Raw genomic sequence first — 24,842 nt, forward strand, 5'->3', positions numbered from 1 at the left:
CAGGTAAAACCGGAAAGGAGGATGCGTTTGTTTTCATTATCGCCAGACCTCGTGAATTCCGTTGCCAGTCAGAACAAGCTTGTTTGGTCGGACCTTCCCTCCCGATTTGCCTCGATCACCCTGGTGTCGCTGCTGTCACTCTATTTTCTGTCCTTGCAGACCATTGCCGTTGTCTACGCGGCTTACGTTCTGGTCGAATTGGTGGGTCTGCGGGTCTACCGGCGGCTGTCTTCTGACGTGACGCTCGGCGGTATGGTCCTCTTCGCCGGTTCCGCGCTTGTTGGCGTCTGCGTTTTCAATTCTTTGTCGCTGCTGCTGTTCCTGCATCCTGAACCCTTCCCCAAACTGATGGGGGCGATGCTGCTGATCATTGCGCTCAATCATTCGGTGGTTGCCCGATCGGCATGGTTCTATTTTGGGATCATCACTGCGGTGCCGATTATCCTGACCGTAGGCTATATGGTTTGCGCGACGCTTCTCCGTGTGGCGAGTCCCGGCGAAATGATCATCGCCGCGGTCATTCTGTTGTTGGGGGCCGCATATATGGTGCACGCCATGTGGGTGCAGCACCAGTTGACCGCACGGCTGCGCGAGGCGTTGAGCGCGGCGGAGGCCGCGAGCCGCGCAAAGAGCCGGTTCCTCGCCGCGATGAGTCATGAGATCCGCACACCTCTGAATGCGATTTGTGGCATGTCCGAATTGATCGAAGAGGAAAATTCCGGGTCTGATACGCTGCGGGAGCAGACACAGCTTTTGCGCAAATCGTCTCAGGCGCTCACCGGGATCCTCGATGATGTGCTTGACCACGCCAAGATCGAGTCGGGTCAGTTCGAACTGAACCTGGCCACGGCCTCCCCGCGGGAAGAAATCGCCAGTGCCGTTGAAATGTATCGCGCGCGCGCGGATGAAAAGGGGCTCAGGCTGGCTGTCAGCCTGGGGCAGAACATCCCTGACTATGCGGAATGTGATGCATTGCGGCTGCGGCAGGTGATCGGCAACCTGGTCTCCAACGCGGTGAAATACACAGAAACCGGTCAGGTTGAGGTGGCTGCCGATTGCGAAGATCTCGACGGGCGCGCGATGCTGCGCGTCGCGGTTTCCGACACCGGTCGGGGCATGACGCCAGAGCAAAGCGTCAAACTCTTCACAGATTTCTATCGCGCCAAGGACAAGAACGCCCCCAACGTCCCCGGCACCGGGTTGGGATTGGCAATTGCCCGCCATCTGGCCCGCATAATGGGCGGCGATATCACTGTGCAGACCGGCCGCGACTGGGGCAGCTGTTTCACTTTCTTCTGTCCGATCACCGCGCTGGATGCCTCAGAGGTGGAGGTCCTGCCGCAGCAGATTGCCCGCACAGAGGCAAGCGAGCTTGGCGATCTGTCTATTTTGCTGGTGGATGATACGACATCCAATCGGCTGGTGGTCCGGGCGTTTCTAAAGAACAGCGGGGTGCGGATCACCGATGCAGAAAACGGCGCCGAGGCCTTGGACGCCTTGGAGCGACACCCGTTTGATCTGGTGCTTTTGGACATGAAAATGCCTGTGATGGATGGCCGCGAAACCCTCACAGAAATGCTGCGGCGTGGCGGACGGATTGCGGCAACGCCGGTGGTCATGCTGACCGCGAACGCGGCCCCGGAAGAACAGGAGCTGTTCCTGCGGCTCGGCGCGGTGAGTTACCTGTCTAAGCCGGTCAAAAAATCCGTGCTGCTTTCGGAAATTCGCAAGGTTACATCGGCACCGGCGGCGCGCTCAGCCTGATCGCGTTGCAACCTTCCGGGCAGAGAGTGTGGTCTGGTGTCGGGGGGTCGCCGCGATTTGTGACTGATGCGATCCCAATGTGAGAAGCGGCCGCAAAAAGCGGAGCGGCTTTTCTGAATTAATTCAAAATTTACGCTTTCCGGATAGGTTGAGTCGAATTTTCGATAAATTGCCGGAATGCAGGTTTGCATTCGGGCTGGAACAGCTGACCGGGCCTGCGATGCAGTCGACAGAAATTACATTCGACAACTTTGCGGAGACCGGTGGGCTCTTCACTGAGATGCTGCGCGCGCGCTATCGTCATTTTGTTCAGTTGCGACGCTGGAATCTGCCCAATGTGCGTGGCTTGGAGTTTGACCAGTACGACACACCAGAGAGTATCTACTGCACTGTTCATGAGGGGAAAACAGTCCTCGGCGGTTTCCGGGTGACCCCCACCACTGCGCAGTGCATGACCACCAGCTACATGTTGCGGGATGCGCAATTGGGTCTGCTGCCTGGCCTGCCGTCAAATGTCCTGGATCATTCCGCGCCGCAGGATGCCGCAATCTGGGAGGTCAGCCGGTTTTTCGTCGAAGATACGCTGAGCGCGCGGGAACGCAGAGATGTGCGCGGACATCTGGAGCGCGGTCTCTCCCGGCTCGCGCAGGAGTGGAACATCAGCGCCTTTTTGTGCATCACCTCGGTCACAGCTGCGCTGCTGATGCGCAGGGCGCGCCTGTCGATCACCTCCGCCGGGCCTAGGTTTGAAGCAGGCGGCGAAACCTGTCAGGCCTACCACCTGACGGTCGATGCAAAAAGCCAACGCAGCGACGCAGACGCAGCATAAGCGCGCTCAACAGCGGCAACCGCGCGGCGCTATGTCTGACGATGAACTGCGCTCTCAAGTGGCAAGCGAGACGCGCCCGGTTTGTGCCATGGCAATGCTCAGCTCTTCGCTTAGCGCATCCCACAACTGCTCCAGCCCAGCCTCGCCCCTCGCAGCAATCGCGTATTGCAGGACACGGCCCAGAAACACGAAATCCGCGCCCATTGTGATCGCCTTCAGAACATCCTCGCCCGACCGGATGCCGCTATCGTAGAAAACCGGAAACGTCGGCCCAAGATCTGCACGGATCTTTGCCAACATCTCTATCGGGGCGGGTGCGGCCTCCAGTTGTCGCGCGCCATGGCTGGAAATCTGAATGGCATCAACTCCAGCCGACACCAGCGCACGGGCGTCTTGGACGTCCAGCACGCCTTTCACCACCAGTTTTCCGGGCCAAAGGTCGCGCAGCCGGGCCAGCGTGTCCCACGTGGCGCGCGCCCGGCTTTCGGTGCGGTCGAAGTCATAGCCGTCCATTTTGAAGTTCGCCATGACAGGCTTGCCCTTCAGCAGCGTCGCCAGCGACCAGCGCGGATGCAGGGCGAAATCAATGAATTGGCGCGGACCGATGCGGAACGGCATCTTGAAGCCATGCCGCAGTTCGCGTGGACGGCGGCCGACCTCCGGCACATCGACCGTGAGAACCAGCGTCTGATAACCGGCTGTACGGGCGCGTTCGGTCAGCTTGAAGGTGCCGCTGCCGTCGCCGCTGAAGTAAAGTTGGAACCAAGCGTATCCTTCAGCCGTCTCGATGATCTCTTCCAGCGGGGTTGAAGCAACGGTGGAGACCCCATGGGGCACCCGGTGGCGGGCGGCCAACCGGGCCAGCATCAGATCCGCATCCGGAGCTGCGAGGTTGCACATCCCCATGGGGGCAATGCCAAAAGGGCGGTCTGCCTCGGCGCCAAATATGCTCTTGGCCAACGACCGCTGACTGACATCGCGCAAGATACGGGGTCGCAGGGTGATGGCATCCAGGGCTGCGCGATTGCGCGCCGCCCCGGTTTCCTGCCCTGCTGCCCCATCGATATAGTCAAACACCATCCAAGGCAGCCGCCGCCGGGCCAGACGGCGGGCGTCCTCAGCCGAATGAATGGCGCCTGCGCCCATCAGCGGGCGACAGCCGTCATAAAGCGGTCGCGGATCACCACCGGATCCATCGTGATCACCGGCATCTTGGCGTTGCCGCTGTCGCATTTCACCACCAGCACCGTGGCCTCGCCACTCGCCAGCGTCTGTTCGAGTGCAGAGCCGGTGTCTTTGTCCTGCACCTCGATCACCCGGCCACAGCCAGCGGCGCGCGCCATCGCAGCCAGATCGGTGCGCTGACTGGTATAGGTCGGCTGATCGCCGGTTGAGCCATAAGAGCCATTGTCGATGATCATCAGGATGTAATTACTGGGCGCGTTGTTGCCGATGGTGGGCAGGGTGCCGAGATTGGTGAGGATTGAGCCGTCTCCGTCAATCACGATCACTGGCTTCGGCTGTGCCAGCGCCAGCCCCAGCCCGATGGAGGAGGCAAGGCCCATGGTGCCCAGCATGTAGAAATTGCTAGGCTGATCATCAATGGCGTGCAGTTCCTGCGACGGAATACCGATATTGCAGACCACCAGTTCGTTGCGCAGGATGGGCGCGATCTCTTTCAGGATTTCAGAACGGATCATTGGTCGCCATAGCCTCCCCAGAAATTGGCATCGGTCAGGATGGCAACAGGTTTGTTGCACATGAAGGTGTATTTCAGGATGTTGTCGAATTCCTCGACGTCCCGCTGCCAGTGGAAGTGGTAGGTCGGGATATTCATCTGCGCCAAAAGTGCCTTGGTATGCACGGCCATTTCCACCTGGCAGGCCACCGGCTCGCGCAGCTCGCCGCGGTAGGAGATCAGCATCGGCAGCGGCATCCGGTAGTATTGGATCAGCGTTGCAAGCGTGTTGATGGTGACCCCAATGGCGGTGTTCTGCATGATGATCGCGGGGCGTTTGCCCCCCATCCAGGCGCCGACGCACAGCCCCATGCCCTCGTCTTCCTTGTTGGAAGGGATGTGAAAAATGTCATCGCGCTGGTCAATTTCCTCAATCACGCCCGCCAGTTGCTTACAGGGCACGGTGGTGACGAAGGACACGCCATTGGCCGCCAGATCGTCAGCGATCCTCTTGTCTATTGTCATGGTCGATTGCCTTTGTTTGAGGTCTCGGTGTTGGGGATCAAAGGGGGCGGCAGACATGCACCGCGCAAGGCGCGTGGCGCACCACACGGGCGGCGGTCGAGCCGAGGAAAAAGTCGCTGAGCCCGGGTTTATGTGAGCCGACGACGATACAGTCCGTACCGTTCTGTTCGGCATATTCAACGATGGCCCGGTATGAGCGACCTTTGACGATTTCAGCTGCCACATCGCCATAGTCGGCGGTCTTCTTGGTTAGCTGCTGACGGGCCTTTTCGAGCCCTTCGCGCACGGCGTCCTCATCCAGATAGGCACTGACAGAGCCTTGCGGGGCCTCATAGACATGCAGTGCGGTGATCTGTCCGCCGGGGTTGCACAGGGTCGCGGCGGCTTTCAGTGTTGTGCCGGACACCCCGTGGTCCAGGGCCATGGGAACCAGGATCTTGTCATACATGATGCTCTCCGTTTGCTCAGCTCAGGGCCTAGGCCCAGGGATCCAGAATGATCTTTGGCGCGGCCACTGCGCCGGATCGCAGGTCGTGAAATGCGGCGGCGCCATCTGATAGCGGCCGCTGTTCTGGCCAGTCCAGCGGACCTAGGCAGCCGTCAAAGATCGCTTGCGCGGTGTCGCGAAAATCCTGCGCGGTATAGGTATAGGTGCCGATGAAGGTGATTTCCTGCAGCGTCATGCGGCGGATATCCAGACCGCCCGCATCCTCGCCCAATCCGACGTGAGTAATCACGCCGCCAGGCGCGGCCGCGGCAGAGGCGGCGGCGCGGGTGGCGGCATAGCCCGCGGCGTCGACCACCAGTGGTACAATGCCCTGAAACTCTGCCACCGCCCGCTGGCCGCAGTGGTCTGCCAGAAAAGCCCGGCGTGCGGCGTTGGGTTCCTGAACCGCGACGTCCTCCACCCCCATTGCGCGCAGTGCCAGCGCAGCGGCCAAGCCGATGGCACCTCCACCGATCACCAGCGCGCGGCGCTCCATATCCGGGTGCAGCGCCTTCAGCGCGAGCCGGGCGGTGTGCCAGCTGACCGCCAGCGGCTCGGCCAGCGCGGCCTTTGCCAGCGGCACATCATTCGGCACGGTTACAAGGTTGCGCTCCGGCATCGCCACGAACTGGGCAAAGGCGCCCTCGCGCGGCGGCATGGAGATGATCTGTCGGCTGGCGCAGAGGTTTTCACGCCCAGCCGCGCAGGCCGCGCAGCTGCCGCAGGTCACCAAGGGGTTGATCGTCACCCGGCGGCCCGCTTGCGGTCCGTCCTCAATCACGCCCGCGGCCTCATGCCCCAGGATCAGCGGCGCGGGCCTGCGGGCATCGTGGCCCAAATAGGCATGCATGTCCGAGCCGCAGATGCCAGAGGCACGGATGCGGATCAGCTGCTCGCCCTCTCGTCGCGCAGCCATCGGCACATCTCGGAATGCCAGCGTCTCAACCCCCTCATAAACCAAGGCTTTCATTTCGCTGTGAACCCTCCATCGACCATCAATACCTGCCCGGTGACATAGGCGGAGGCATCGGAGCACAGAAACAATAGCGGCCCGTCCATATCCTCCAGTCGGCCGTTGCGGCCGATGCAGGTCTGCGCGGCGTTGCGCGCGGCGCGGCCCCCATCATCGAACACGGCCTGCGTCAGCTCGGTCGGGAAAAACCCCGGTCCGATGGCGTTGGCGGTGATGCCATGGGGCGACCAGGCCTCAGCCATGGCGCGGGTCAGTTGGGCGATCCCGCCCTTGCTGGCGCCATATGCGACGCCGCCGGGGAAGGCGCGGGTGGTCTGGAGCGAGGCGAAATTGACGATCCGCCCCCAACCTCTGTCCTTCATCCTGGGCATTAGGGCTTGGCTCAGAAAGAATGGTGCGGAGAGGTTCAGTGCGATGGTCTGGTCCCAGCCCTCGGCGGTGACGTCATCCGCCGTTTGCCGGGTGTTCACACCGGCCGCATGGATCAGAATGTCAGGTGCCCCGAAGGGGGCCGTGACAGTGTCCCGCAGCGCCTCCAGCGCGCTGCGGTCCGCCACATCCGCCACCGCATAAGCCGCGCTTGGCCCGATCTCAGCACAGACGCTTTCCAAAGCCTCGGCCCGGCGCGCCACCGCGACCACCTGCGCACCGGCAGCGGCCAACGCAATCGCTGCGCGACGCCCCAGCCCGGAGCTGGCGCCGGTGATACAGGCGGTCCGGCCTGTCAGGTCGAAAAGCGCGCGCGGGTCAGCCATTTGCAGTCAGGTCAAAGGTTTCATCCGGGAAATACTTGGCCAACCGCACGTCAGCAGCGCGGGCGTGGCCTTCCATCCCCTCCAGCCGGGCAATCCGTGCGGTCGCCTCTGCCACCGGTTTTGAACCTTCGCGGGTGGCGCGCTGCCAGGTGACGATCTTCATGTATTTATGGACTGACAGCCCGCCGGTGTAGCTGGCCGCGCGCGAGGTTGGCAGCACATGATTGGTGCCCGCTGCCTTGTCACCGTAAGAGACCGTGGTTTCCTCGCCCAGAAACAGCGAGCCGTAGCAAGTCAGCTGCCCCAGCCACCAATCCAGATCCTCGGCCTGTACGGTCAGATGCTCTGGCGCGTAGGCGTCGGAACAGGCGGCCATATCCTCGCGGTCGGCACAGAGGATGACCTCCGCATAATCGCGCCAGGCCGCAGCGGCATTTTCGCGGTTCACCTCGGGCAGATCGTCGATCAGCCCCGGCACCCGCCGCATCACCTCCTCGGCAAGAGTGCGATCATCCGTCACCAGCCAGACCGGAGAGTTGTAGCCATGCTCGGCCTGGCTCACCAGATCAGTGGCAACGATATGCGCATCCGCCGTGCTGTCGGCCAGGATCAGGCTGTCAGTGGGGCCCGCGATCATGTCGATACCGACACGGCCGAACAGGATACGCTTGGCCTCCGCCACGAATTGATTGCCCGGACCAACGAGGATATTCGCCTTGGGCAGTCCGAACAGGCCGAATGTCATCGCCGCAACGCCCTGCACGCCACCCATTGCCATGATCTGATCTGCGCCGCAGATATGGGCGGCGTAGACGATGGCCGGCGCCACGCCGACGCCGGGGCGCGGCGGGGAGCAGGCGGTGATGTGTTTGCAGCCGGCCACTTTGGCGGTTGTGACGGTCATGATCGCGCTGGCGATATGGCTGTAGCGCCCGCCGGGCACGTAGCAGCCCGCTGCATCCACCGGGATCGCCTTCTGTCCGGTGATGAAACCCGGTGAAATTTCCGTCTCCACATCATGCACAGTGCTTTTCTGTAGTTCTGCAAAGCGGCGCACGTTGTCATGGGAGAACCGAATGTCGGCCTTCAGCTTTTCCGGCACCAAGGCGCAGGCGGCCTCAATCTCCTCATCCGTCAGCAGCACGTTGCCCTCGTATTTGTCGAATTTGGCCGCATATTCCAACGCTTTGGCGTCGCCTCCGGCCTCGATCTCATCAAGGATCTCCTGCACAATCTTATGGGTCTCGGACGCATCCGACTTGGGGGTCAGGGCCGCCTTCTTCAGGTACTCACGGGTCATGTCCAAAGGGTCCTATTTATAGATGTCAGGGAGCAGCGTGGTTGAGATCGCAGGGAGATACGCGATCAGCAGCACCACAATCAGCATGGTCAGAACAAACGGTATGGCGCGGGCGGCGATCTTGAGGATGGACTCACCGGTGATGCCGGAGACAACAAACAGGTTCAGGCCCAGCGGCGGAGTGATGAACCCCACACCCAGCGCGGTGATCATCATGATGCAGAACTGAATTTCGTTCATGCCGATGTTGTCGGCGAGCGGCTTCAGGATCGGCGCCAGGATCACGATGTTGGGGGTCGTCTCCATGACACAGCCCGCAGCGATCAGAATGCAGATCATCAACAGGATCAACATAGACGGGTCATCGGTCAGCCCGGTCACCGCTGTGACAAACCCCTGCGGCACGCCCATGATGGCCAGTGCCTCTGCCAGCGGCGCTGAGAAGGCGATGATCGGCAGGATCACCCCGTTCACCTTGGCAGAGCTGACCAGCATCGCCGGGAAGTCCGCCAGTTTCAGCGTGCCCAGCAAAAAACCCATCAGGATGGTGACAACAACAGCGGTGGCGCCGGCCTCGGTCGGGGTCAGGCGGCCGGAAAAAATTCCATAGAAGATTATCCCTGGCACGATGAAGGCATACCAGCCGGATTTCAGTGACTGGCCCAGATTGCCCAGCCATTCTCCCAGCCCCATATTGCCGCCGGTCTCATAGGTATAAAGCCGGTTCATGATGATATTGGTGACAAGGATCGACACCAGAATGGCAATCCCCGGGATCAGCGCCGCCAGAAACAGGGTGGAGGCGGAAATCCCCAACACCAGACCGATGATAATATAGGCTATCGACGGCGGGATCAGGATGCCGGTGCAGGCACCAGCAGCCACCAGCGCGCAGGCGTAGGGGCGGGGGTAGCCGCTTTCGACCAGCCGGTTGATGGTCATCCGTCCCACCGCAGCAGCGCCAGCGGCGTCTGAGCCTGAGATCGCCGCGAACATGCCGCAGACCAGCACCGTGGCGGAACCAAAACCACCCCGTGTCCAGCAGGTCAGCGCCTCGGCCACATCCAGGAACTTCTTGCTTAGCCCGGTTCTGACCAGCACATCACCGGTCAGAATGAACAGCGGCACCGCCGTCAGCGCAAAGGCATCAATGCCGGTGAACAAGCTTTCGCCAATTGCGCTGAGCGGCAGGTCGCCCGACATCACCAGCATGGTGATCGCGGCAGCCCCGATGGCCGCCCAAACCGGCACCGCCAGCGCAATCAGGGCCACAAACATGATCACCGGCAGGTAGAAATCCCAACCCAGTTCCACCGTTTGATTGAGTGAATTCCACAGCATCTCTCAGATCCTTCAATCAAACAGCTTGTCGCCTTCAAAGACGGGCGTGCCGTCTCGAAGACTGCGAAAATCGCGCAGGAAGGATTGCAGCAACCGCCAGACCATCAAGGCGAACCCGGCTGGCACCGCCATCAGGAACCAGACCATGGAAATGCGCAGTCCGTGGCTGACAGAGCCGAATTTGGCGGAGACCAGCACCGTCTCGAACGACCAGTAGAGCGCCACCAGCGCGACCACGAACATCACCAGATCGCCAAAGATATACAGCAGCGCCTTAGGGCGCGGCCCGAGGTAATGCATCAGTACATCAATGCGGATATGGGCGCGCTCCTTCACTGCGGCGGCGGCACCGATCCAGGCGAGATAGATGAAGGAGTAGCGCACAATCTCCTCACCCCAGATCGAGGAATAGGCAAAGAGTTCGCGCCGGATAACCTCAACCGCCATAGTGATGACCAGCATCACGTAGAAGGTCAGCAACAGCCAGCGCTCGGCGTTCTTGTCAATTTTCCGCAAGAGGTCCATCGCTCGTCCCGAGGGTTGGGCGCGCCTTATGAATCAGCCCGAACCGGGCTGTCGCAGGCGGCTAGAAGAGAAAGGGAACGTGGCACCGGGTCCCGGAACCACGTGGTGCGACAGCTTACGCGTCGTGGACGTAGTATTTGCCCTGCGTGCCTGCGGCCTCTTCCAGCTTGGCGAAACTGTCCATCGATCCGGCCAGCTCAGTCTTGAACGTATCCCATTCGCTGCGCTGATAGCCGCCGGCCTCCTGCCACTCGCCCAGCTGATCGTCGCTCAGCGTATGGAAGGCGACACCGGCCTTGGCCAGCTCTGCCATGGCATAGGCGCGGGCTGACGGCACCTTGGAGAGGTTCTGATGCGCGGTCATCTCCGCCCCCCACATTACGCCGTCCTGCACATCAGCAGGCAAGGAATTGAACCACTCCAGATTGCACGAATAGACCTGACTGTCCGGCACCGCCTGGGTGAAGGTCACATGGCTCAGGATATCCTTGAAGCCAAAGACATAGAGCGCTCCCACAGAGGGGTCGAGCGCATCTGCTACACCTTGTTTGATCGCCGACGGCGTCTCGCCCCAGGCCACTGGCGTCGGGTTGGCACCGACCATACGGTAGTACTGCTGCAGCATTTTGGAGCCCGGAACCCGGAATTTCACACCCGCCATGTCGCCCGGGGAGGTCACCGCATTGCCGCCCTTGCGCACAGCCACGACGCGGGGATCAATGTTCACATAGAACAGCGCCTTGAAACCGTTGGCCTCCACCTTGGGGTGCACCTCAGCGTTCCAGAAATCGGAGGTCACCAGATTGGTGAACCGCTGATTGGAGCCACAGAGATAAGGCATGTTGATCAGATCAACGGTGGAGGCGAAGGGGGCGAAATTCGACAGCGAATGCTGTGCCGCCTGAATGGTGCCGCCCTGCACCTTCTGCACCAACGCACCGCCTGCGCCCAGCTGCCCGCCGGGGGCCAGTTTGACGTAGATCTTGCCATTGGTGGCGTTCTGGATGTTCTCCTTCAGGTCCAGCTGCATGATTGGGTAGCTGCGTGACGCGCCCAGCACATAGGCGGTGGCCACCGTCATGATGTGCTCGGCCGCACGTTCACGCTCCTTTTCTTCCTTGGCGGTTTGCGCCACTGCCTCAGTGGACCAAAGCACCCCACCAGCCCCCGCGACCAACGCCGCAGTAAATGAGCCGGCCGAGGCCAGTTTCAGAAAATTACGGCGCTCTGCAGATTTGAGCCCATCCTTGCCATTCGTCATTGTCTTCCTCCCTTGGAAATCCATCAGCTGCCGTCTTGGTTTTTTTGGTCAGCTTCTTTTTTGAGAATTGCAGCCACAAACAGAATGGACGCTGCAAACAGGATCACCATCTCGCCGACGTCGCTCAGAAAACCGCCGCTGCCAAAGGCGCCGAGGGCGACATTGGCAAAGAACACGGCAAACACGCAAACAGACGCCATCAGAAACATCGAAAGATCCCCGTTGTTATCTCATCACCATTTGTAAGCGCTTACATCAATAATGCAAGCGCTTACATTAAACGCTGGCAGCGGTCGGGAAATCTGCTAAAATGAGCCCGGGAAATGACAAGGTACGACATGGGAAAAAGCCCCTCCGCTCCAACACTTAACGATGTTGCCAAGGCTGCAGGCGTCTCGACCGCCACCGTGTCGCGCTGCCTGAATTCACCGGATCGTGTTATCGAAACGACCCGCCAGCGTGTGATGCAGGCGGTCGAATCACTGGGCTATACGCCAAACTTCGCCGCCCGCGTTATGGCGGCCAAACGCAGCTTTACCATCGGAGCGATTATTCCCACGATGGACAATGCGATCTTCGCGCGCGGGTTGCAGGCGTTTCAGGATCAACTGCGGGAGGATGGCTACACGCTGCTGGTGTCCAGTTCCGCATATAGTCCAGAGGTGGAGAAGGAACAGATCCGTGCATTGGTTGCGCGTGGCGCAGATGGCTTGCTGCTGATTGGTCATGAGCGGGAGGAGCAGATTTACCAGTATCTGGAGAAACATCGGGTACCGGTCCTTGTCGCTTGGTCTTATGCGCCTGAACGGCTGCAGCCGTCAGTGGGTTTCAGCAACAAGGGCGCGATGCGGGATCTTGCCCACACGGTTGTTGATGCCGGGCACCGCCATATTGCGATGATCTCCGGTATCTTGCAGGGCAACGACCGTGCCCAAAATCGCGTCAGCGGTGTTCGCGATGCCATGCGCTCCAGAGGTCTCGACCCGGCTGCGCTCACATTGATCGAAGCCCCCTATGAGATTGAAAAGGGCGCCTCAGCCTTTGCAGAGCTGATGTCACGCGCGCCCCGCCCAACCGTGGTGATGTGCGGCAATGATGTCTTGGCAGCAGGGGCGCTCCGCGAGGCGCGAAGCAAGGGCATCGCCGTGCCTGACGATGTCTCCATCACCGGGTTTGATGATATCGAGCTGGCAGAAATCGTCAGCCCCGCTCTCACAACTGTGCATGTCCCGCACCGCGAAATGGGGCGCAAGGCGGCGCAAGAACTGATTGCAATCGTGGAGGGGCGGTCCGAAGGGCAGTCGGTCTGCATTAATACCACACTTGTCACGCGTCAGTCCTTGGCGCGGCCGTCCGGCAGATAGCAGCCCGTTCTCACCGGCCAATCCACCGGCTGACAAAAAAATCTGTTGCCTTGGGCAGACCCGCTATGCTCCAACAGTGGCACGACCCTGGCAATAAAGGCATTGCGCGCTGCTGTCCGGGTGAGCGGAGCCTTTTCTGCTCAAAAACGGACCACCTTCTGGTCTGTCGCGTGCAACCGGCTCCCTTCATGTGACCAAAGGCGGCGCGCCGCCAAAGCCAAGGACTGAGCCATGCTTCACAATGACCAACTCGACCAGTGGGATCGCGACTGTTTCTTCCACCCTTCAACGCATCTCGCGGAATTTGCTCGCGGAAATCTGCCACAGCGCGTGGTGACCGGCGGCAGCGGCTGCCATATTGAGGACCGCGACGGCAATCGGCTGCTGGATGCCTTTGCCGGGCTTTACTGCGTGAACGTCGGCTATGGCCGACCTGAGATCGCCGAGGCCATTGCCGATCAGGCCCGAGCGCTGGCCTATTATCATTCTTACGTCGGGCATGGCACCGAGGCCTCGATCACCCTGGCAAAGATGATCCTCGACCGCGCCCCCGACCATATGTCGAAGGTCTACTTCGGTCTTTCCGGCTCTGACGCCAATGAAACCAACATCAAACTGATCTGGTATTACAACAACATTCTGGGCCGCCCTCAGAAGAAGAAAATCATCTCCCGCTGGCGGGGGTACCACGGGTCCGGGCTGATGACCGGCTCGCTGACCGGGCTGGAGCTGTTTCACAATAAATTCGACCTGCCGCTGGCACAGGTGGTCCATACCGAGGCCCCATATTATTTCCGCCGCAGTGATCGCAGCCAGAGCGAGGCCGACTTTGTTGCCCATTGCGTGGCCGAGCTGGAGGCGCTGATCGCGCGGGAAGGGGCCGATACCATCGCCGCCTTCATCGGGGAGCCGGTACTGGGCACCGGGGGCATCGTCCCACCGCCCGCAGGATACTGGCCCGCCATTCAGGCGGTGCTTGAACGGCACGATATCCTGCTGATCGCGGATGAGGTGGTCACCGGATTTGGTCGTTTGGGCACGATGTTCGGCTCCGATCACTACGGCATGCGCCCCGATCTTATCACCATCGCCAAGGGGTTGACCTCTGCCTATGCGCCGTTGTCGGGGTCCATCGTGTCGGACAAGATGTGGCAGGTGCTGGAGCGGGGCACGGATGAGAACGGCCCGATTGGCCATGGCTGGACCTATTCGGCGCATCCCATCGGCGCCGCTGCCGGGGTGGCCAATCTCACCCTGATTGATCAGCTGGGTCTTGTCGAAAACGCGGCGACCGTTGGCAGATATCTCAATGGTGAGATGCGCAAGGCCCTCGGCGATCACCCGAATGTCGGGGATGTGCGGGGCGAGGGGATGCTCTGCGCGGTGGAATTCGTGGAGGATCGTGACGACCACCGCCTGTTTGACGCCAGTGACAAGATCGGCCCGCAGATAGCCGCCAAACTTCTGGAGCAGGACAGCGTGATCGCGCGGGCCATGCCGCAGGGCGATATCCTCGGCTTTGCGCCCCCCTTCTGCCTGACACAGGATGAGGCCGACCAGGTGGTCTCCGCCACCCATCGGGCGGTCACCGCGGTTGTTGGTTGACGAAGGATGCAACGATGACAGATCCAAACATCCCGTTTGCACGGTCCGAGTACCAGCAACGCCTGGCCAAGACGCGCGCCGCGATGGCGGCTGCCGGGCTGGACGCGCTCTTTGTTACCGATCCGTCCAATCAGGCCTGGCTTACCGGCTACGATGGCTGGTCGTTCTACGTGCATCAGGGGGTGATCGTCCTGCCGGATGGCGATCCGATCTGGTGGGGGCGACATATGGATATGATGGGCGCGCGCCGCACCTGCTGGATGCCGCAGGATCATCTGCTGGGCTACGGCGACCACTATGTCCAATCCACCGACTGCCACCCGATGCAGCATCTGGCCAAGCAGCTACGCGCCCGCGGGTTGGGCCATGCCCGGATCGGGGTCGAGATGGAGAATTACTACTACTCGGCAAAGGCCCATGCCGTATTGGCGGCAGAGCTTCCGCAGGCGGTTCTTGTGGATGCCACCGCGCTGGTCAATTGGCAGCGGCTTGTGAAATCCGATGCAGAGCTGGGCTTTATGCGCAAGGCCGCGCGGATCACCGATAAGGTGATCCAAACCGCCATCGAACGGGCCGCGCCCGGTGTGCGCAAAAACGATCTGGTGGCCGATATCCTGCATGCCGGTGTGACCGGTGTGGAGGGCGATTGGGGCGACTACCCGGCCATCGTGCCGCTGACCCCGTCCGGGCTTGATGCGACAGCGGCGCATCTCACCTGGGACGGCACCCCGATGCGGCAGGGCGAGGCAACCTTTTTCGAACTCTCCGGTTGTTATCGCCGCTACCACGCGCCACTGTCACGTACGGTGTTTCTGGGCACCCCCTCGCAGGAGATGCTGCGGATCGAGGCGGCGCAGATCGAAGGCATCGCCGCCGGGATCGAGGCGGCCCGCGCAGGCAATCGCACCTGCGATATCGCGGATGCTTTCATGGCCGTAATGGCCAAACACGGGATCGAGCGTTCGGGCCGCATGGGCTACCCGGTTGGCCTGTCCTATCCGCCGGATTGGGGGGAGCGCACGGCGTCGATCCGCAGCGAGGACACCACTGTGCTGCAACCCGGCATGGTCTTTCATTTCATGCCGGCCCTCTGGATGGACACATGGGGGCTGGAGACCACGGAGACTCTGCTGATCCGCGACACCGGCGCTGCCGAGCCGCTCTGCTCGATTGAGCGCAAACTTTTCGTGAAAGGGTGAGGGGATGATGGAGCAGACCACTGGCATTCTCTCAGACCTCATCGCCTTTCCGACGGTCTCCGCCGACAGCAATCTGGAGATGATTGCCTATCTGGCCAACCGGCTTGAAGACTGCGGCGCGCGGGTGGATGTGATGTTTGACGACAGCGGGCAGAAGGCCAACCTTTTTGCCACGCTTGGCCCCGAAACCGATGGCGGGATCGTGCTGTCGGGCCACAGCGATGTGGTGCCGGTGACCGATCAGGACTGGACCAGCGACCCGTTTGCAATGGTGGAACGGGACGGGCGGCTCTACGGGCGGGGCACCTGCGACATGAAGGGGTTTATCGCTGCGACACTTGCCATGGCGCCAGAGTTCGCCGCGCAGATCAGCCGCAGCCCCATCCATTTCGCCTTCACCTATGATGAGGAGGTGGGCTGCATTGGTGCCGGTCACCTGGTGCAGGCCCTGCGCGAGCGTGCGTTGAAACCACGACTGGCACTTATCGGCGAACCGACCAGCATGCGCGTCGTCGAAGGGCATAAAGGCTGCAACGAATATAGCACTCGATTTCAAGGTCTTGAGGGGCACGGCTCCGATCCGGGCCGGGGCGTAAATGCGGTGGAATACGCCGCGCGCTATGTCAGTCGCCTGCTGGATCTGCGCGGTGATCTGCAACAGCGCACCCCGCCGGACAGCCGCTTTGATCCGCCCTGGACAACGCTGAACATCGGTGCGCTCAACGGCGGCAACGCCCATAACGTCATCGCGTCAAAGGCGCAGGTGGATTGGGAAATGCGGCCGGTGCAGCCCTCGGACGCGGATCATGTCAAGGACACGATGGCGCGCTATTGTCGCGACACGCTCTTGCCCGCGATGCAGGCGATCTACCCGGAGGCCAGCATCGAGACGGAGGTGGTGGGCGAGGTGGCCGGTCTCACCCCCACCAGCCAAAATGAGGCGCGTGAACTCATGGCGGAGTTGCTCGGCAGCAATGCTGCTGAGCTGGTGCCCTTCGGCACCGAGGCGGGGCTGTTTCAGGCGCTTGGCCTGGATGTGGTCGTCTGCGGCCCCGGATCCATCGCGCAGGCGCATAAGGCGGATGAGTACCTGTCGCTTGATCAGCTGTCGGACTGTCTGAGGATGCTGGAGCAGTTGGGAGACCAGCTGGCGAACTGAAGCCAGCCCTTTAGCGCGCGCCCGATAGTGCAGATTGCAGCGCATGGTAAGATGCCTTGGGCGTGCGTTTCAGCGTGTCAAAATCCACATGCACCAGCCCAAAGCGTTTCTCATATCCCAACGCCCATTCGTAGTTGTCCAAGAGCGACCACAGAAAATAGCCCTGCACCGGCACCCCGTCGGCGATGGCGCGGCGCAGGGCATCCAGATGGTCGTCCACAAAGGCGACGCGGGCGCTGTCCTGCACTGTGCCATCCGTCACCACATCCGCATTGGCCATACCGTTTTCCGTCACCAACAGCGGCAGATCCCCCGTATACTCGCGCGCGGTCCGCGTCAGAAAATCATAAAGCCCCTGCGGATAGACTTCCCAGCCCATCTGCGTTTTCGGCAGCGGGCCGTCCACTTCGGCATAATGCGGCCAAGGGCCAGTGTCGGGGGCAATCCGCTTGCGGGTGTAATAGTTGATCCCGCACCAGTCGACCGGCGCGGTGATGGTGGCAAAATCATCCTGCCATCCCTGCGGCAGATGCGGCTCCAACCCCTCCAGCGCCAGATCCGGGTAACGTCCGTGAAACGCTCCACCAAGGAAAAAGCCATTGTAGATCGCATCATAGCGCGCGGCGGCCTGCTGCGCGGCTGCGCTGTCATCAGCGGGCGTGGCCCATTCCAGATTGAACACACCGCCCAGATTGCCCATGCCGAGGGCGCGCATCACCTGAATGGCAGTGCCATGGGCCAGCATCACATGGTGCATGGCCCGTGCGGTGGCGCGAATGTCGCGCAGACCCGGCGCGTGATGGCCAAGAAAATGCGACAGCCAGCCCACGCACCATGGCTCATTGATCGGGGCAGCGGAATACATCCGGTCGCCGATCCGGCTCATGATGACCTCAGTATAGTCGCCAAACCACTTGGCAATCTCGCCGTTGCGCCAGCCGCCCAGATCCGCCAGGGCCTGCGGCAGTTCCCAGTGATACAGCGTCACACAGGGCTGCAACCCGCGCTCCAGCATCGCATCCGTCAACCGGTCATAGAAATCCAGCCCCTCAGGGTTCGGCGCGCCGTGCCCCTCTGGCATAACCCGCGCCCAGCTGGTCGAAAATCGGTAGCAGTCAAACCCGGCTGCCGCCGCCAGATCAAGATCCTCAGCGTAGCGATGATAGTGGTCGCAGGCCCGCTGGCCATGTTCGGCGCGCACCACATTGCCCGGCGTGGCGGCGAAACTGTCCCAATGGGTGGGCCCCGCGCCACCAAATCCGTGGCCTTCGATCTGATAGGCAGAGGTGGCAGTGCCAAACAGGAACTCTCTGGGGAAATCAGCGCGGCTGTTGCGAAACATCGGGAAGGGGCTCCTGTCGGGGGGGCAGTCAGCGAGGAGAGGGCGCAGGCCCGGTGGAGCGGCCAACGGTCAGCTGCGCTTCTAGCAGACGTGTCGGAAGCGGCAGGCCGGGGTTGCGGATCTGGTCCAGCAGCAGATTGGCCAGTTGGCGGCCTGCCTCCTGTACGGAGGAGACGGTGGCGGTGAATTGCGGCACCTCATCGCCGTTGCGCAGATAGGACAGATCATCGTCATGGGTGATCACCGAAATATCGCGGCCCATCTGACGCCCTGAATCCTCAATCGCGCGGCGCACGCCCATTGCGGGGATGATCGACGACACCAGATAGGCGGTGGGTGGATCCGCCATCGCCTGAGTCGTCACAACCGTGCGATACCCATAGCTCTCGGTCATTTCCTCCGCATACATCAGCGCGGGATCCAGCGGCAGGCCTGCCGCCTTTAGCGCGTATTCATAGCCCGCCCGCCGACGCCAGGCGAAATCCATACTCTCCAACCCGTTCACCAGACAGATCCGCCGGTGCCCAAGGTCGATAAGAAACCGCGTCGCCCGGTCAAAGGCGCTTTTGTTGTTCACATCCAGCCAGCAATAGTCCCCCGCCAGATCGGAGGCGCGGCCATGCACGGCAAAGGGCAGGCCGATTTCACGCAACAGCCCGATCCGGGGATCCGACATGCGCGGCGCATGCAGGACGATGCCGTCAACATTCCGCTTGGAGGCCATTTCGCGATAGGCTTTTTCCTGCTTCTTATCCTCAACCAGCGACAAGACCATGTCATAGCCCGCCGCGGCGTAGCTCTCGCCGGCACCCGCAATGAAGTCGCCGAATATCGGGTTCACCATCTCATGCTGCGACGACAGCGGGATCACGTGACCAATCGCCATTGCCCGCCCTGTGGCCAGTGCCTTGGCACGGGTGTTGGGGCGGTAGTTGTGTTGCTCTGCGGCGGCTGCGACGCGCTTGCGGGTTGCTTCGCTCACCTCGGGAAAGCCGTTGAGCGCACGGCTCACTGTCGTTTGCGACAGGTTCAGATATGCGGCCAGTTCCTTCAGGTTCATTCGCAGAAATCTCCAAAGCGCTTTGATTCTAATATATGCACCCAGGGCAATCACGGGCCATCTGCGCAGTTATGGCAGGGCAGGGGATAGGCTGGCAAGTCCCGTGTTTTTTATAGTTGTTTGATGTTCGGACGGGAAATTGTTGACAGTTCCACCCGAATCCAGGATTTTGCTGATATCCAAAGCGCTTTGAAAACTTTGAAACCGTGACAAGCGGCGGGCGCATTGAACACTCGGGAGGAAACATCATGAAACGCAGTCTTTTGGCAGCAGCCGGCGTCTTTGCCCTGTCTGCAGGTCTTGCGCAGGCCGAAGGCGCGCTGACCTTTCCGGTCGGCGAGGGCGAGTTTAACTGGGAAAGCTTCGAGGCGCTGAAGGCAACCGATCTGTCGGGGGAGCAGGTCACAGTCTTTGGCCCATGGCTTGGCCCGGATCAGGAGGTCGTCGAAAAGGTGCTCGCGTATTTCGCTGAAGCCACCGGTGCGGACGTGCGTTACACTGGATCCGACAGCTTCGAGCAGCAGATCGTGGTCGATGCGGAGGCAGGCTCCGCGCCCAACGTCGCCGTTTTCCCACAGCCGGGTTTGGTATCGGACATGGCCGCGCGCGGCTTTATCGCACCCTTGGGCAGTGAGACCGCAGACTGGGTGCGTGAAAACTACGCGGCCGGCGACTCCTGGGTTGATCTCAGCACCTTCACGGGGCCGGATGGCAATGACGATGTCTTTGGTCTGTTCTACAAGGTGGATGTGAAATCCCTTGTCTGGTACGTGCCTGAAACATTTGAAGATTTCGGCTATGACATCCCCCAGTCGATGGAGGAGTTGAAGACACTGACCGATCAGATGGTCGCCGATGGCAACACGCCTTGGTGCATCGGTCTGGGATCTGGTGGTGCCACTGGCTGGCCTGCAACCGACTGGGTTGAGGATATGATGCTGCGCACCCAGGATCCGGGTGTCTATGACCAATGGGTGTCCAACGAAATCCCCTTCACCGATCCGCGCGTTGTGAATGCCATCGAGGAATTCGGTTACTTCGCCCGCAACGATGATTACGTCTCGGGTGGTGCGGGCGCCGTGGCCTCCACCGATTTTCGCGACAGCCCCAAAGGTCTGTTCGCCAGCCCGCCGCAGTGTCTGATGCATCGTCAGGCGTCGTTCATCCCAGCGTTCTTCCCGGAAGGGACCGAAGTAGGGCTGGATGCTGATTTCTTCTACTTCCCGGCCTACGCGGAGAAGGATCTGGGCAGCCCGGTTCTGGGTGCTGGCACCCTTTGGTCGATTACTAACGACAGCAAAGGTGCGCGCGCGCTGATGGAGTTCCTGAAATCCCCCATCGGGCATGAGGTCTGGATGGCGCAGCAGGGCTTCCTGACCCCGCATAAGGGCGTGAACACCGATGTCTACGCCACGGACACGCTGAAGAAGATGGGGGAGATCCTGCTCTCTGCCGATACCTTCCGCTTTGACGCATCTGACCTGATGCCGGGTGGAGTAGGCGCGGGATCCTTCTGGACCGGTATGGTCGGCTATGCCGGCGGCACCCCGGCGGAAGAGGTCGCGGCCGAGATCCAGTCCTCCTGGGATGCACTGAAGTAAGGCTCCGATAGGGGTGGGTCGGCCCCGATGGGCCGGCCCGCATCATCCCTCCCGTGTCATCGCTGTTTTTCGTCCCTCGTGACACGCCCATCTGCGCGCCCCCGTGACCTGCCGAACACCTGTCCGGCGCCACGCTCCACCACCAAGGGAGATATCCCATGCATCCAGCCATTCAGGGCCTGCTCACAATCGCCTTTGGCGTCGGAGGGTGTGTCGGCTATTTCTACTTTTCCAATCTCGTGCTGGACCGGGTGATTTTTCCGGCGCGCGGCGTGCATATCGCCCGCAATATCCGCCGCGCCAATATGATCCGGCCTTGGCTGTTCCTCTTGCCCGCATTGCTCGCGCTGGGGCTTTATCTGGCCTATCCGGTGGTTGAAACCCTGCGCCTGTCGGTCACCGAACGGGTTCCCGGCGGTGGATCGGAATTTGTCGGCCTTGCCAACTACCAGCAGATGCTGGCAGAGGCGAAATTCTGGGAGGCGCTCCAGAACAACTTCTTGTGGCTCCTTGTTGTGCCTGCGGCCTCAACCGCCTTTGGTCTGCTGGCCGCACAGCTGACCGACCGGTTGGCCTGGGGCAATATCGCAAAATCGCTGATCTTCATGCCGATGGCGATCTCATTTGTCGGCGCTGCGGTGATCTGGAAACTGGTCTATGACGCGCGCCCCGAAGGCACCGATCAGATCGGCGTCCTGAACGCGGTCTACATCTACTTTGGCGGCGACGGGCCGATGCAATGGCTGACAATCCCATTCTGGAACAGCTTCTTTCTGATGATGGTGCTGATCTGGATCCAGACCGGCTTTGCCATGGTGATCCTGTCGGCAGCCCTGCGCGGCATCCCAGAAGAAACCGTGGAGGCGGCCATCGTGGATGGGGCCGGACCGTTTCAGATCTTCTTCAAGATCAAGGTGCCGCAGATCATGGACACCATCGTTGTGGTCTGGACCACCATCACCATCGTCGTGCTCAAGGTCTTTGATATCGTCTTTGCCATGACCAATGGCCAGTGGGAGACGCAGGTTCTGGCCAACTACATGTACGACAAACTGTTCCGCGCCAATGACTGGGGCGTCGGCTCTGCCAGCGCCATGGTCATCATGCTGCTGGTGCTGCCGATCCTGGTCTGGAACGTCTATAACGCCCGCCGCGAAATGCGCTGAGGAGACCGCGATGACTGTTATTGCCGGAGAAAAACCTGCGCTGATCTGGGCCTTGCGCCTGTCTGTGGTGCTGCTTGTGGGGCTGTGGCTGTTCCCGACGCTGGGCCTCTTGGTGTCCTCCTTCCGCACCTCGGACCAGATCGCGACCAGCGGCTGGTGGCGCGCGATGTTCCCGAGCGAGCAGAACCTGACCCTGCGCACCGATCCCCCCAGCGCACAGGTGCAGGAGGGCGACCTCTATGTGATTGAGGGGCGTCTCTTTGCCGACGGCACCGAGAGCGAGATCTCCGCCTGGGGCACCTCGGCACGCGAACCCGCCGCTTACCAGCCCGGTGAAACGGCAGAGCTGCGCCGTGGCGGCACTCTGACAGTCACCGAGGATGGCGCCTACCGGCTTGAAAGCACCGAGGAAATCAGTGGCAAACGCGGCCCCCGCGTGTTCGTCACCGCAACCGTGCCGCCAGAGTTCACGCTGGAGAATTATGAGACCGTACTGGTGTCCGGCAATGCGACAGACAATATGGCAAAGGCGTTTTTCAACACGCTGACCGTCACCATTCCGGCCACCATCATCCCGATCCTCGTCGCGGCCTTTGCCGCCTATGCGCTGGCGTGGATGGAATTTCCGGGCCGTGCCCTACTGGTGGCGGCTATCGTCGGTCTGTTGGTCGTGCCCCTGCAACTGGCGCTGATCCCGCTGCTGAAGTTCCACAATGAGATCGGCATCGGCAAGGGTTACATCGGCGTCTGGATGGCACACACGGGCTTTGGCCTGCCGCTCGCGATTTACCTCCTGCGCAACTACATGGTCGGCATTCCGCGCGACATCATCGAAAACGCCCGCGTGGATGGCGCTACGGATTTCATGATCTTTGTCCGCATCATCCTGCCGCTCTCCTTCCCGGCACTGGCCTCCTTTGCGATCTTCCAGTTCCTGTGGACCTGGAATGACCTTCTGGTGGCGATGGTGTTCCTGATCGACGCGACCGGAGAAACCACGGTGATGACCAAGCAGATTGTTGAGCTGCTGGGTACCCGTGGCGGCAATTGGGAGATCCTCGCAACCTCCGCCTTTGTCTCGATCGCGGTGCCACTCGCCGTCTTCTTCGCGATGCAAAAATACCTCGTCCGCGGCCTCCTTGCAGGCTCGGTCAAGTGACCTGATCCGCAGGCCGGATCAGACCGGCGCTGCCCCTTACTCTAAGACTATGGAAAACAGCTGACATGAACGCTCAAGCTCAACTCGACCCGGCCCAGGTTCTCGCCACTGACCCCGATTGGTGGCGCGGTGCGGTGATCTACCAGATCTATCCGCGCAGCTATCAGGACAGCAACGGCGACGGCATCGGTGACCTTCGGGGCATCACCCAGCGCCTGCCGCATATTGCCTCGCTTGGGGTGGACGCGATCTGGATTTCGCCGTTCTTCACCTCCCCGATGAAGGATTTTGGCTATGACGTCTCCGACTATTGCGACGTCGATCCGATGTTTGGCAGCCTGTCCGACTTTGATCAACTGGTCGCCGCCGCCCATCGTCTGGGCCTGCGGGTGATGACCGATCTGGTGCTGTCGCATACCTCTGACCAGCACGCATGGTTTGGCGAAAGCCGTCAAAGCCGCGACAATGCCCGCGCAGATTGGTACGTCTGGGCCGACCCGCAACCAGATGGCACGCCGCCCAACAACTGGCTGTCGATCTTTGGCGGCTCCGCCTGGCAGTGGGATCCCCGGCGTGAGCAGTATTACCTGCACAACTTCCTTGTCTCGCAACCTGATCTGAATTTCCACTGCCCCGCCGTGCAGGACGCGCTGCTGGATGTGACCCGCTTCTGGCTGGAGCGCGGAGTTGATGGCTTCCGCCTTGATACGATCAACTTCTACTACCACGATGCAGAGCTGCGCTCGAACCCGGCCCTGCCGCCGGAGCAACGCAACGCCACCATCGCCCCCTCGGTGAACCCCTATAATCATCAGGAACATCTCTATTCCAAGAACCAGCCGGAAAACCTGGCCTTCCTTGGCCGGTTCCGCGCGCTTCTGGATGACTACCCGGCCAAGGCGGCCGTGGGCGAGGTGGGCGATGCGCAGCGCGGGCTTGAAATCATGGGCAGCTACACGGCGGCCAACACCGGTGTTCACATGTGCTATGCCTTTGAGCTTCTGGCCAAGGACGTGTTGACCGCCTCCCGTCTGGCCGAGGTTTTTGCCGAGGTGGACCGCGTTGCCGCCAATGGCTGGGCCTGCTGGGCGTTTTCCAATCACGATGTGATCCGCCACAGCAGCCGCTGGGGTCTCAACCCGGCGGCACAACGTCTGTTCACCACCATGATGATGTGCCTGCGCGGCACCGCCTGCATCTATCAGGGCGAGGAACTGGGCCTACCGGAGGCAGATATCGCCTTTGAAGACCTTCAGGACCCTTATGGCATTGAGTTCTGGCCCGAATTCAAAGGGCGGGACGGCTGCCGCACGCCCATGGTCTGGGAGCCGTCGAATGGCGCCGGCGGGTTCAGTGAGGGCAAGCCATGGCTGCCCGTCTCGCCCGAACACCTGACCCTGAGCGTGGCCAGTCAGGAGGCTGACCCAGAGGCGATGCTGCACCACTACCGCCGCGCCATTGCCCTGCGCAAGGCGCATCCGGCGCTGGCGGTGGGCACCCATGATCAGCTGCGGGCAGAGGGCAACGTCGCCTTCTTCACCCGTCAGGACCGCGACGAGGTGATCTTCTGCGCCTTCAATCTGGGGGACACCCCGGCAGAGATCACCCTGCCGCAGGGCACATGGCAGACGCCCGACACCGACATCGCCTTGGCCGATCTACCACCGAACGGCGGGCGCGTTGCGCTGGCACCGTGGCAGGCCTGCCTTGCGGTGCGGGTCTGACAGAAACGACGAGCAGGGGAGGGAC

23 protein-coding genes are annotated in these 24,842 nt (G+C 61.3%); 10 read left to right on the top strand and 13 right to left on the bottom strand.

The window, feature by feature from the left end; all coding sequences use genetic code 11:
• The first annotated feature begins 21 nt into the window (after nt 1-21).
• Together D1820_RS16910 and D1820_RS16915 are read left to right on the top strand one after the other, a co-directional pair.
• Nucleotides 22-1,764 (top strand): ATP-binding protein, encoded by a 1,743-nt coding sequence (locus tag D1820_RS16910; protein WP_254683334.1) that lies wholly within the window; start codon nt 22-24, stop codon nt 1,762-1,764.
• A gap of 220 nt (nt 1,765-1,984) precedes the next feature.
• The gene (locus D1820_RS16915) at nt 1,985-2,593 is read left to right on the top strand and encodes an acyl-homoserine-lactone synthase (protein ID WP_040172505.1); all 609 of its coding nucleotides are present in this window, start codon (nt 1,985-1,987) and stop codon (nt 2,591-2,593) included.
• 54 nt (nt 2,594-2,647) lie between these two features.
• Here the strand turns inward: D1820_RS16915 and D1820_RS16920 are convergent, their stop codons facing one another.
• The 11 genes from D1820_RS16920 to D1820_RS16970 form a co-directional block, all read right to left on the bottom strand.
• Nucleotides 2,648-3,739, bottom strand: a complete 1,092-nt coding sequence (locus D1820_RS16920; RefSeq protein ID WP_118069847.1) for an alpha-hydroxy acid oxidase — start codon at nt 3,737-3,739, stop codon at nt 2,648-2,650.
• The gene (gene comE, locus D1820_RS16925) at nt 3,739-4,293 is read right to left on the bottom strand and encodes a sulfopyruvate decarboxylase subunit beta (RefSeq protein WP_118069848.1); all 555 of its coding nucleotides are present in this window, start codon (nt 4,291-4,293) and stop codon (nt 3,739-3,741) included. The genes D1820_RS16920 and comE overlap by 1 nt, the downstream gene beginning before the upstream one ends.
• A complete protein-coding gene (locus D1820_RS16930; protein ID WP_118069849.1) occupies nt 4,290-4,796 on the bottom strand; it encodes a thiamine pyrophosphate-binding protein in 507 nt (168 codons plus the stop codon). Before D1820_RS16930 ends, comE begins: the two co-directional genes overlap by 4 nt.
• A 37-nt stretch (nt 4,797-4,833) precedes the next feature.
• A complete protein-coding gene (locus D1820_RS16935) occupies nt 4,834-5,244 on the bottom strand; it encodes a universal stress protein (protein ID WP_096870781.1) in 411 nt (136 codons plus the stop codon).
• A 28-nt stretch (nt 5,245-5,272) separates the two neighbouring features.
• A complete protein-coding gene (locus D1820_RS16940) occupies nt 5,273-6,253 on the bottom strand; it encodes an alcohol dehydrogenase catalytic domain-containing protein (RefSeq protein WP_118069850.1) in 981 nt (326 codons plus the stop codon).
• Nucleotides 6,250-7,011 (bottom strand): SDR family NAD(P)-dependent oxidoreductase, encoded by a 762-nt coding sequence (locus D1820_RS16945; protein WP_118069851.1) that lies wholly within the window; start codon nt 7,009-7,011, stop codon nt 6,250-6,252. The genes D1820_RS16940 and D1820_RS16945 overlap by 4 nt, the downstream gene beginning before the upstream one ends.
• Complete coding sequence (hisD, locus tag D1820_RS16950) at nt 7,004-8,311, bottom strand: histidinol dehydrogenase (RefSeq protein ID WP_102897471.1); 1,308 nt, start codon at nt 8,309-8,311, stop codon at nt 7,004-7,006. The genes D1820_RS16945 and hisD overlap by 8 nt, the downstream gene beginning before the upstream one ends.
• A gap of 12 nt (nt 8,312-8,323) precedes the next feature.
• On the bottom strand, nt 8,324-9,652 hold the full coding sequence (locus tag D1820_RS16955; RefSeq protein ID WP_118069852.1) for a TRAP transporter large permease: 1,329 nt from the start codon (nt 9,650-9,652) through the stop codon (nt 8,324-8,326).
• Between the two features lie 12 nt (nt 9,653-9,664).
• A complete protein-coding gene (locus D1820_RS16960; RefSeq protein ID WP_040180975.1) occupies nt 9,665-10,177 on the bottom strand; it encodes a TRAP transporter small permease in 513 nt (170 codons plus the stop codon).
• Between the two features lie 115 nt (nt 10,178-10,292).
• On the bottom strand, nt 10,293-11,438 hold the full coding sequence (locus D1820_RS16965; protein WP_118069853.1) for a TRAP transporter substrate-binding protein: 1,146 nt from the start codon (nt 11,436-11,438) through the stop codon (nt 10,293-10,295).
• Nucleotides 11,439-11,461: 23 nt separating this feature from the next.
• Nucleotides 11,462-11,647, bottom strand: a complete 186-nt coding sequence (locus tag D1820_RS16970; protein WP_040173837.1) for a hypothetical protein — start codon at nt 11,645-11,647, stop codon at nt 11,462-11,464.
• 129 nt (nt 11,648-11,776) lie between these two features.
• On the opposite strand from D1820_RS16970, the gene D1820_RS16975 reads away from it, so the two are divergent.
• The 4 genes from D1820_RS16975 (at nt 11,777) to argE (ending at nt 16,765) form a co-directional block, all read left to right on the top strand.
• On the top strand, nt 11,777-12,802 hold the full coding sequence (locus D1820_RS16975; protein ID WP_118069854.1) for a LacI family DNA-binding transcriptional regulator: 1,026 nt from the start codon (nt 11,777-11,779) through the stop codon (nt 12,800-12,802).
• Between the two features lie 231 nt (nt 12,803-13,033).
• Nucleotides 13,034-14,407 carry an aspartate aminotransferase family protein gene (locus D1820_RS16980; RefSeq protein ID WP_118069855.1) on the top strand — a complete coding sequence of 458 codons (1,374 nt, stop codon included), beginning with the start codon at nt 13,034-13,036 and terminating at the stop codon, nt 14,405-14,407.
• A 14-nt stretch (nt 14,408-14,421) separates the two neighbouring features.
• Nucleotides 14,422-15,606, top strand: a complete 1,185-nt coding sequence (locus D1820_RS16985) for a M24 family metallopeptidase (protein ID WP_118069856.1) — start codon at nt 14,422-14,424, stop codon at nt 15,604-15,606.
• Between the two features lie 4 nt (nt 15,607-15,610).
• Nucleotides 15,611-16,765, top strand: a complete 1,155-nt coding sequence (gene argE / locus D1820_RS16990; RefSeq protein WP_118069857.1) for an acetylornithine deacetylase — start codon at nt 15,611-15,613, stop codon at nt 16,763-16,765.
• 10 nt (nt 16,766-16,775) lie between these two features.
• On the opposite strand, the gene D1820_RS16995 is transcribed toward argE, so the two are convergent.
• A complete protein-coding gene (locus D1820_RS16995; RefSeq protein WP_118069858.1) occupies nt 16,776-18,107 on the bottom strand; it encodes a GH1 family beta-glucosidase in 1,332 nt (443 codons plus the stop codon).
• 28 nt (nt 18,108-18,135) lie between these two features.
• On the bottom strand, nt 18,136-19,167 hold the full coding sequence (locus D1820_RS17000; protein ID WP_102897463.1) for a LacI family DNA-binding transcriptional regulator: 1,032 nt from the start codon (nt 19,165-19,167) through the stop codon (nt 18,136-18,138).
• A gap of 248 nt (nt 19,168-19,415) precedes the next feature.
• On the opposite strand from D1820_RS17000, the gene D1820_RS17005 reads away from it, so the two are divergent.
• The 4 genes from D1820_RS17005 (at nt 19,416) to D1820_RS17020 (ending at nt 24,817) form a co-directional block, all read left to right on the top strand.
• On the top strand, nt 19,416-20,768 hold the full coding sequence (locus D1820_RS17005; RefSeq protein ID WP_118069859.1) for an ABC transporter substrate-binding protein: 1,353 nt from the start codon (nt 19,416-19,418) through the stop codon (nt 20,766-20,768).
• A 158-nt stretch (nt 20,769-20,926) separates the two neighbouring features.
• On the top strand, nt 20,927-21,934 hold the full coding sequence (locus D1820_RS17010; protein ID WP_096788768.1) for a carbohydrate ABC transporter permease: 1,008 nt from the start codon (nt 20,927-20,929) through the stop codon (nt 21,932-21,934).
• Between the two features lie 10 nt (nt 21,935-21,944).
• Complete coding sequence (locus D1820_RS17015; protein WP_118069860.1) at nt 21,945-23,093, top strand: carbohydrate ABC transporter permease; 1,149 nt, start codon at nt 21,945-21,947, stop codon at nt 23,091-23,093.
• Nucleotides 23,094-23,158: 65 nt separating this feature from the next.
• Nucleotides 23,159-24,817, top strand: coding sequence for an alpha-amylase family glycosyl hydrolase (locus D1820_RS17020; RefSeq protein ID WP_118069861.1), 1,659 nt, complete (start codon nt 23,159-23,161; stop codon nt 24,815-24,817).
• The last annotated feature ends 25 nt before the right edge of the window (nt 24,818-24,842 follow it).

This window comes from Phaeobacter sp. LSS9 (genome assembly GCF_003443595.1).
Classification (GTDB): Bacteria; Pseudomonadota; Alphaproteobacteria; order Rhodobacterales; family Rhodobacteraceae; genus Phaeobacter; species Phaeobacter piscinae.

Bases quoted from the DNA above. Each gene is read 5' to 3' on its own strand.
- D1820_RS16910 (WP_254683334.1), top strand. From the start codon at position 22: ATGCGTTTGTTTTCATTATCGCCAGACCTCGTGAATTCCGTTGCCAGT.
- D1820_RS16915 (WP_040172505.1), top strand. From the start codon at position 1,985: ATGCAGTCGACAGAAATTACATTCGACAACTTTGCGGAGACCGGTGGG.
- D1820_RS16920 (WP_118069847.1), bottom strand. From the start codon at position 3,739: ATGGGCGCAGGCGCCATTCATTCGGCTGAGGACGCCCGCCGTCTGGCC.
- comE (WP_118069848.1), bottom strand. From the start codon at position 4,293: ATGATCCGTTCTGAAATCCTGAAAGAGATCGCGCCCATCCTGCGCAAC.
- D1820_RS16930 (WP_118069849.1), bottom strand. From the start codon at position 4,796: ATGACAATAGACAAGAGGATCGCTGACGATCTGGCGGCCAATGGCGTG.
- D1820_RS16935 (WP_096870781.1), bottom strand. From the start codon at position 5,244: ATGTATGACAAGATCCTGGTTCCCATGGCCCTGGACCACGGGGTGTCC.
- D1820_RS16940 (WP_118069850.1), bottom strand. From the start codon at position 6,253: ATGAAAGCCTTGGTTTATGAGGGGGTTGAGACGCTGGCATTCCGAGAT.
- D1820_RS16945 (WP_118069851.1), bottom strand. From the start codon at position 7,011: ATGGCTGACCCGCGCGCGCTTTTCGACCTGACAGGCCGGACCGCCTGT.
- hisD (WP_102897471.1), bottom strand. From the start codon at position 8,311: ATGACCCGTGAGTACCTGAAGAAGGCGGCCCTGACCCCCAAGTCGGAT.
- D1820_RS16955 (WP_118069852.1), bottom strand. From the start codon at position 9,652: ATGCTGTGGAATTCACTCAATCAAACGGTGGAACTGGGTTGGGATTTC.
- D1820_RS16960 (WP_040180975.1), bottom strand. From the start codon at position 10,177: ATGGACCTCTTGCGGAAAATTGACAAGAACGCCGAGCGCTGGCTGTTG.
- D1820_RS16965 (WP_118069853.1), bottom strand. From the start codon at position 11,438: ATGACGAATGGCAAGGATGGGCTCAAATCTGCAGAGCGCCGTAATTTT.
- D1820_RS16970 (WP_040173837.1), bottom strand. From the start codon at position 11,647: ATGTTTCTGATGGCGTCTGTTTGCGTGTTTGCCGTGTTCTTTGCCAAT.
- D1820_RS16975 (WP_118069854.1), top strand. From the start codon at position 11,777: ATGGGAAAAAGCCCCTCCGCTCCAACACTTAACGATGTTGCCAAGGCT.
- D1820_RS16980 (WP_118069855.1), top strand. From the start codon at position 13,034: ATGCTTCACAATGACCAACTCGACCAGTGGGATCGCGACTGTTTCTTC.
- D1820_RS16985 (WP_118069856.1), top strand. From the start codon at position 14,422: ATGACAGATCCAAACATCCCGTTTGCACGGTCCGAGTACCAGCAACGC.
- argE (WP_118069857.1), top strand. From the start codon at position 15,611: ATGATGGAGCAGACCACTGGCATTCTCTCAGACCTCATCGCCTTTCCG.
- D1820_RS16995 (WP_118069858.1), bottom strand. From the start codon at position 18,107: ATGTTTCGCAACAGCCGCGCTGATTTCCCCAGAGAGTTCCTGTTTGGC.
- D1820_RS17000 (WP_102897463.1), bottom strand. From the start codon at position 19,167: ATGAACCTGAAGGAACTGGCCGCATATCTGAACCTGTCGCAAACGACA.
- D1820_RS17005 (WP_118069859.1), top strand. From the start codon at position 19,416: ATGAAACGCAGTCTTTTGGCAGCAGCCGGCGTCTTTGCCCTGTCTGCA.
- D1820_RS17010 (WP_096788768.1), top strand. From the start codon at position 20,927: ATGCATCCAGCCATTCAGGGCCTGCTCACAATCGCCTTTGGCGTCGGA.
- D1820_RS17015 (WP_118069860.1), top strand. From the start codon at position 21,945: ATGACTGTTATTGCCGGAGAAAAACCTGCGCTGATCTGGGCCTTGCGC.
- D1820_RS17020 (WP_118069861.1), top strand. From the start codon at position 23,159: ATGAACGCTCAAGCTCAACTCGACCCGGCCCAGGTTCTCGCCACTGAC.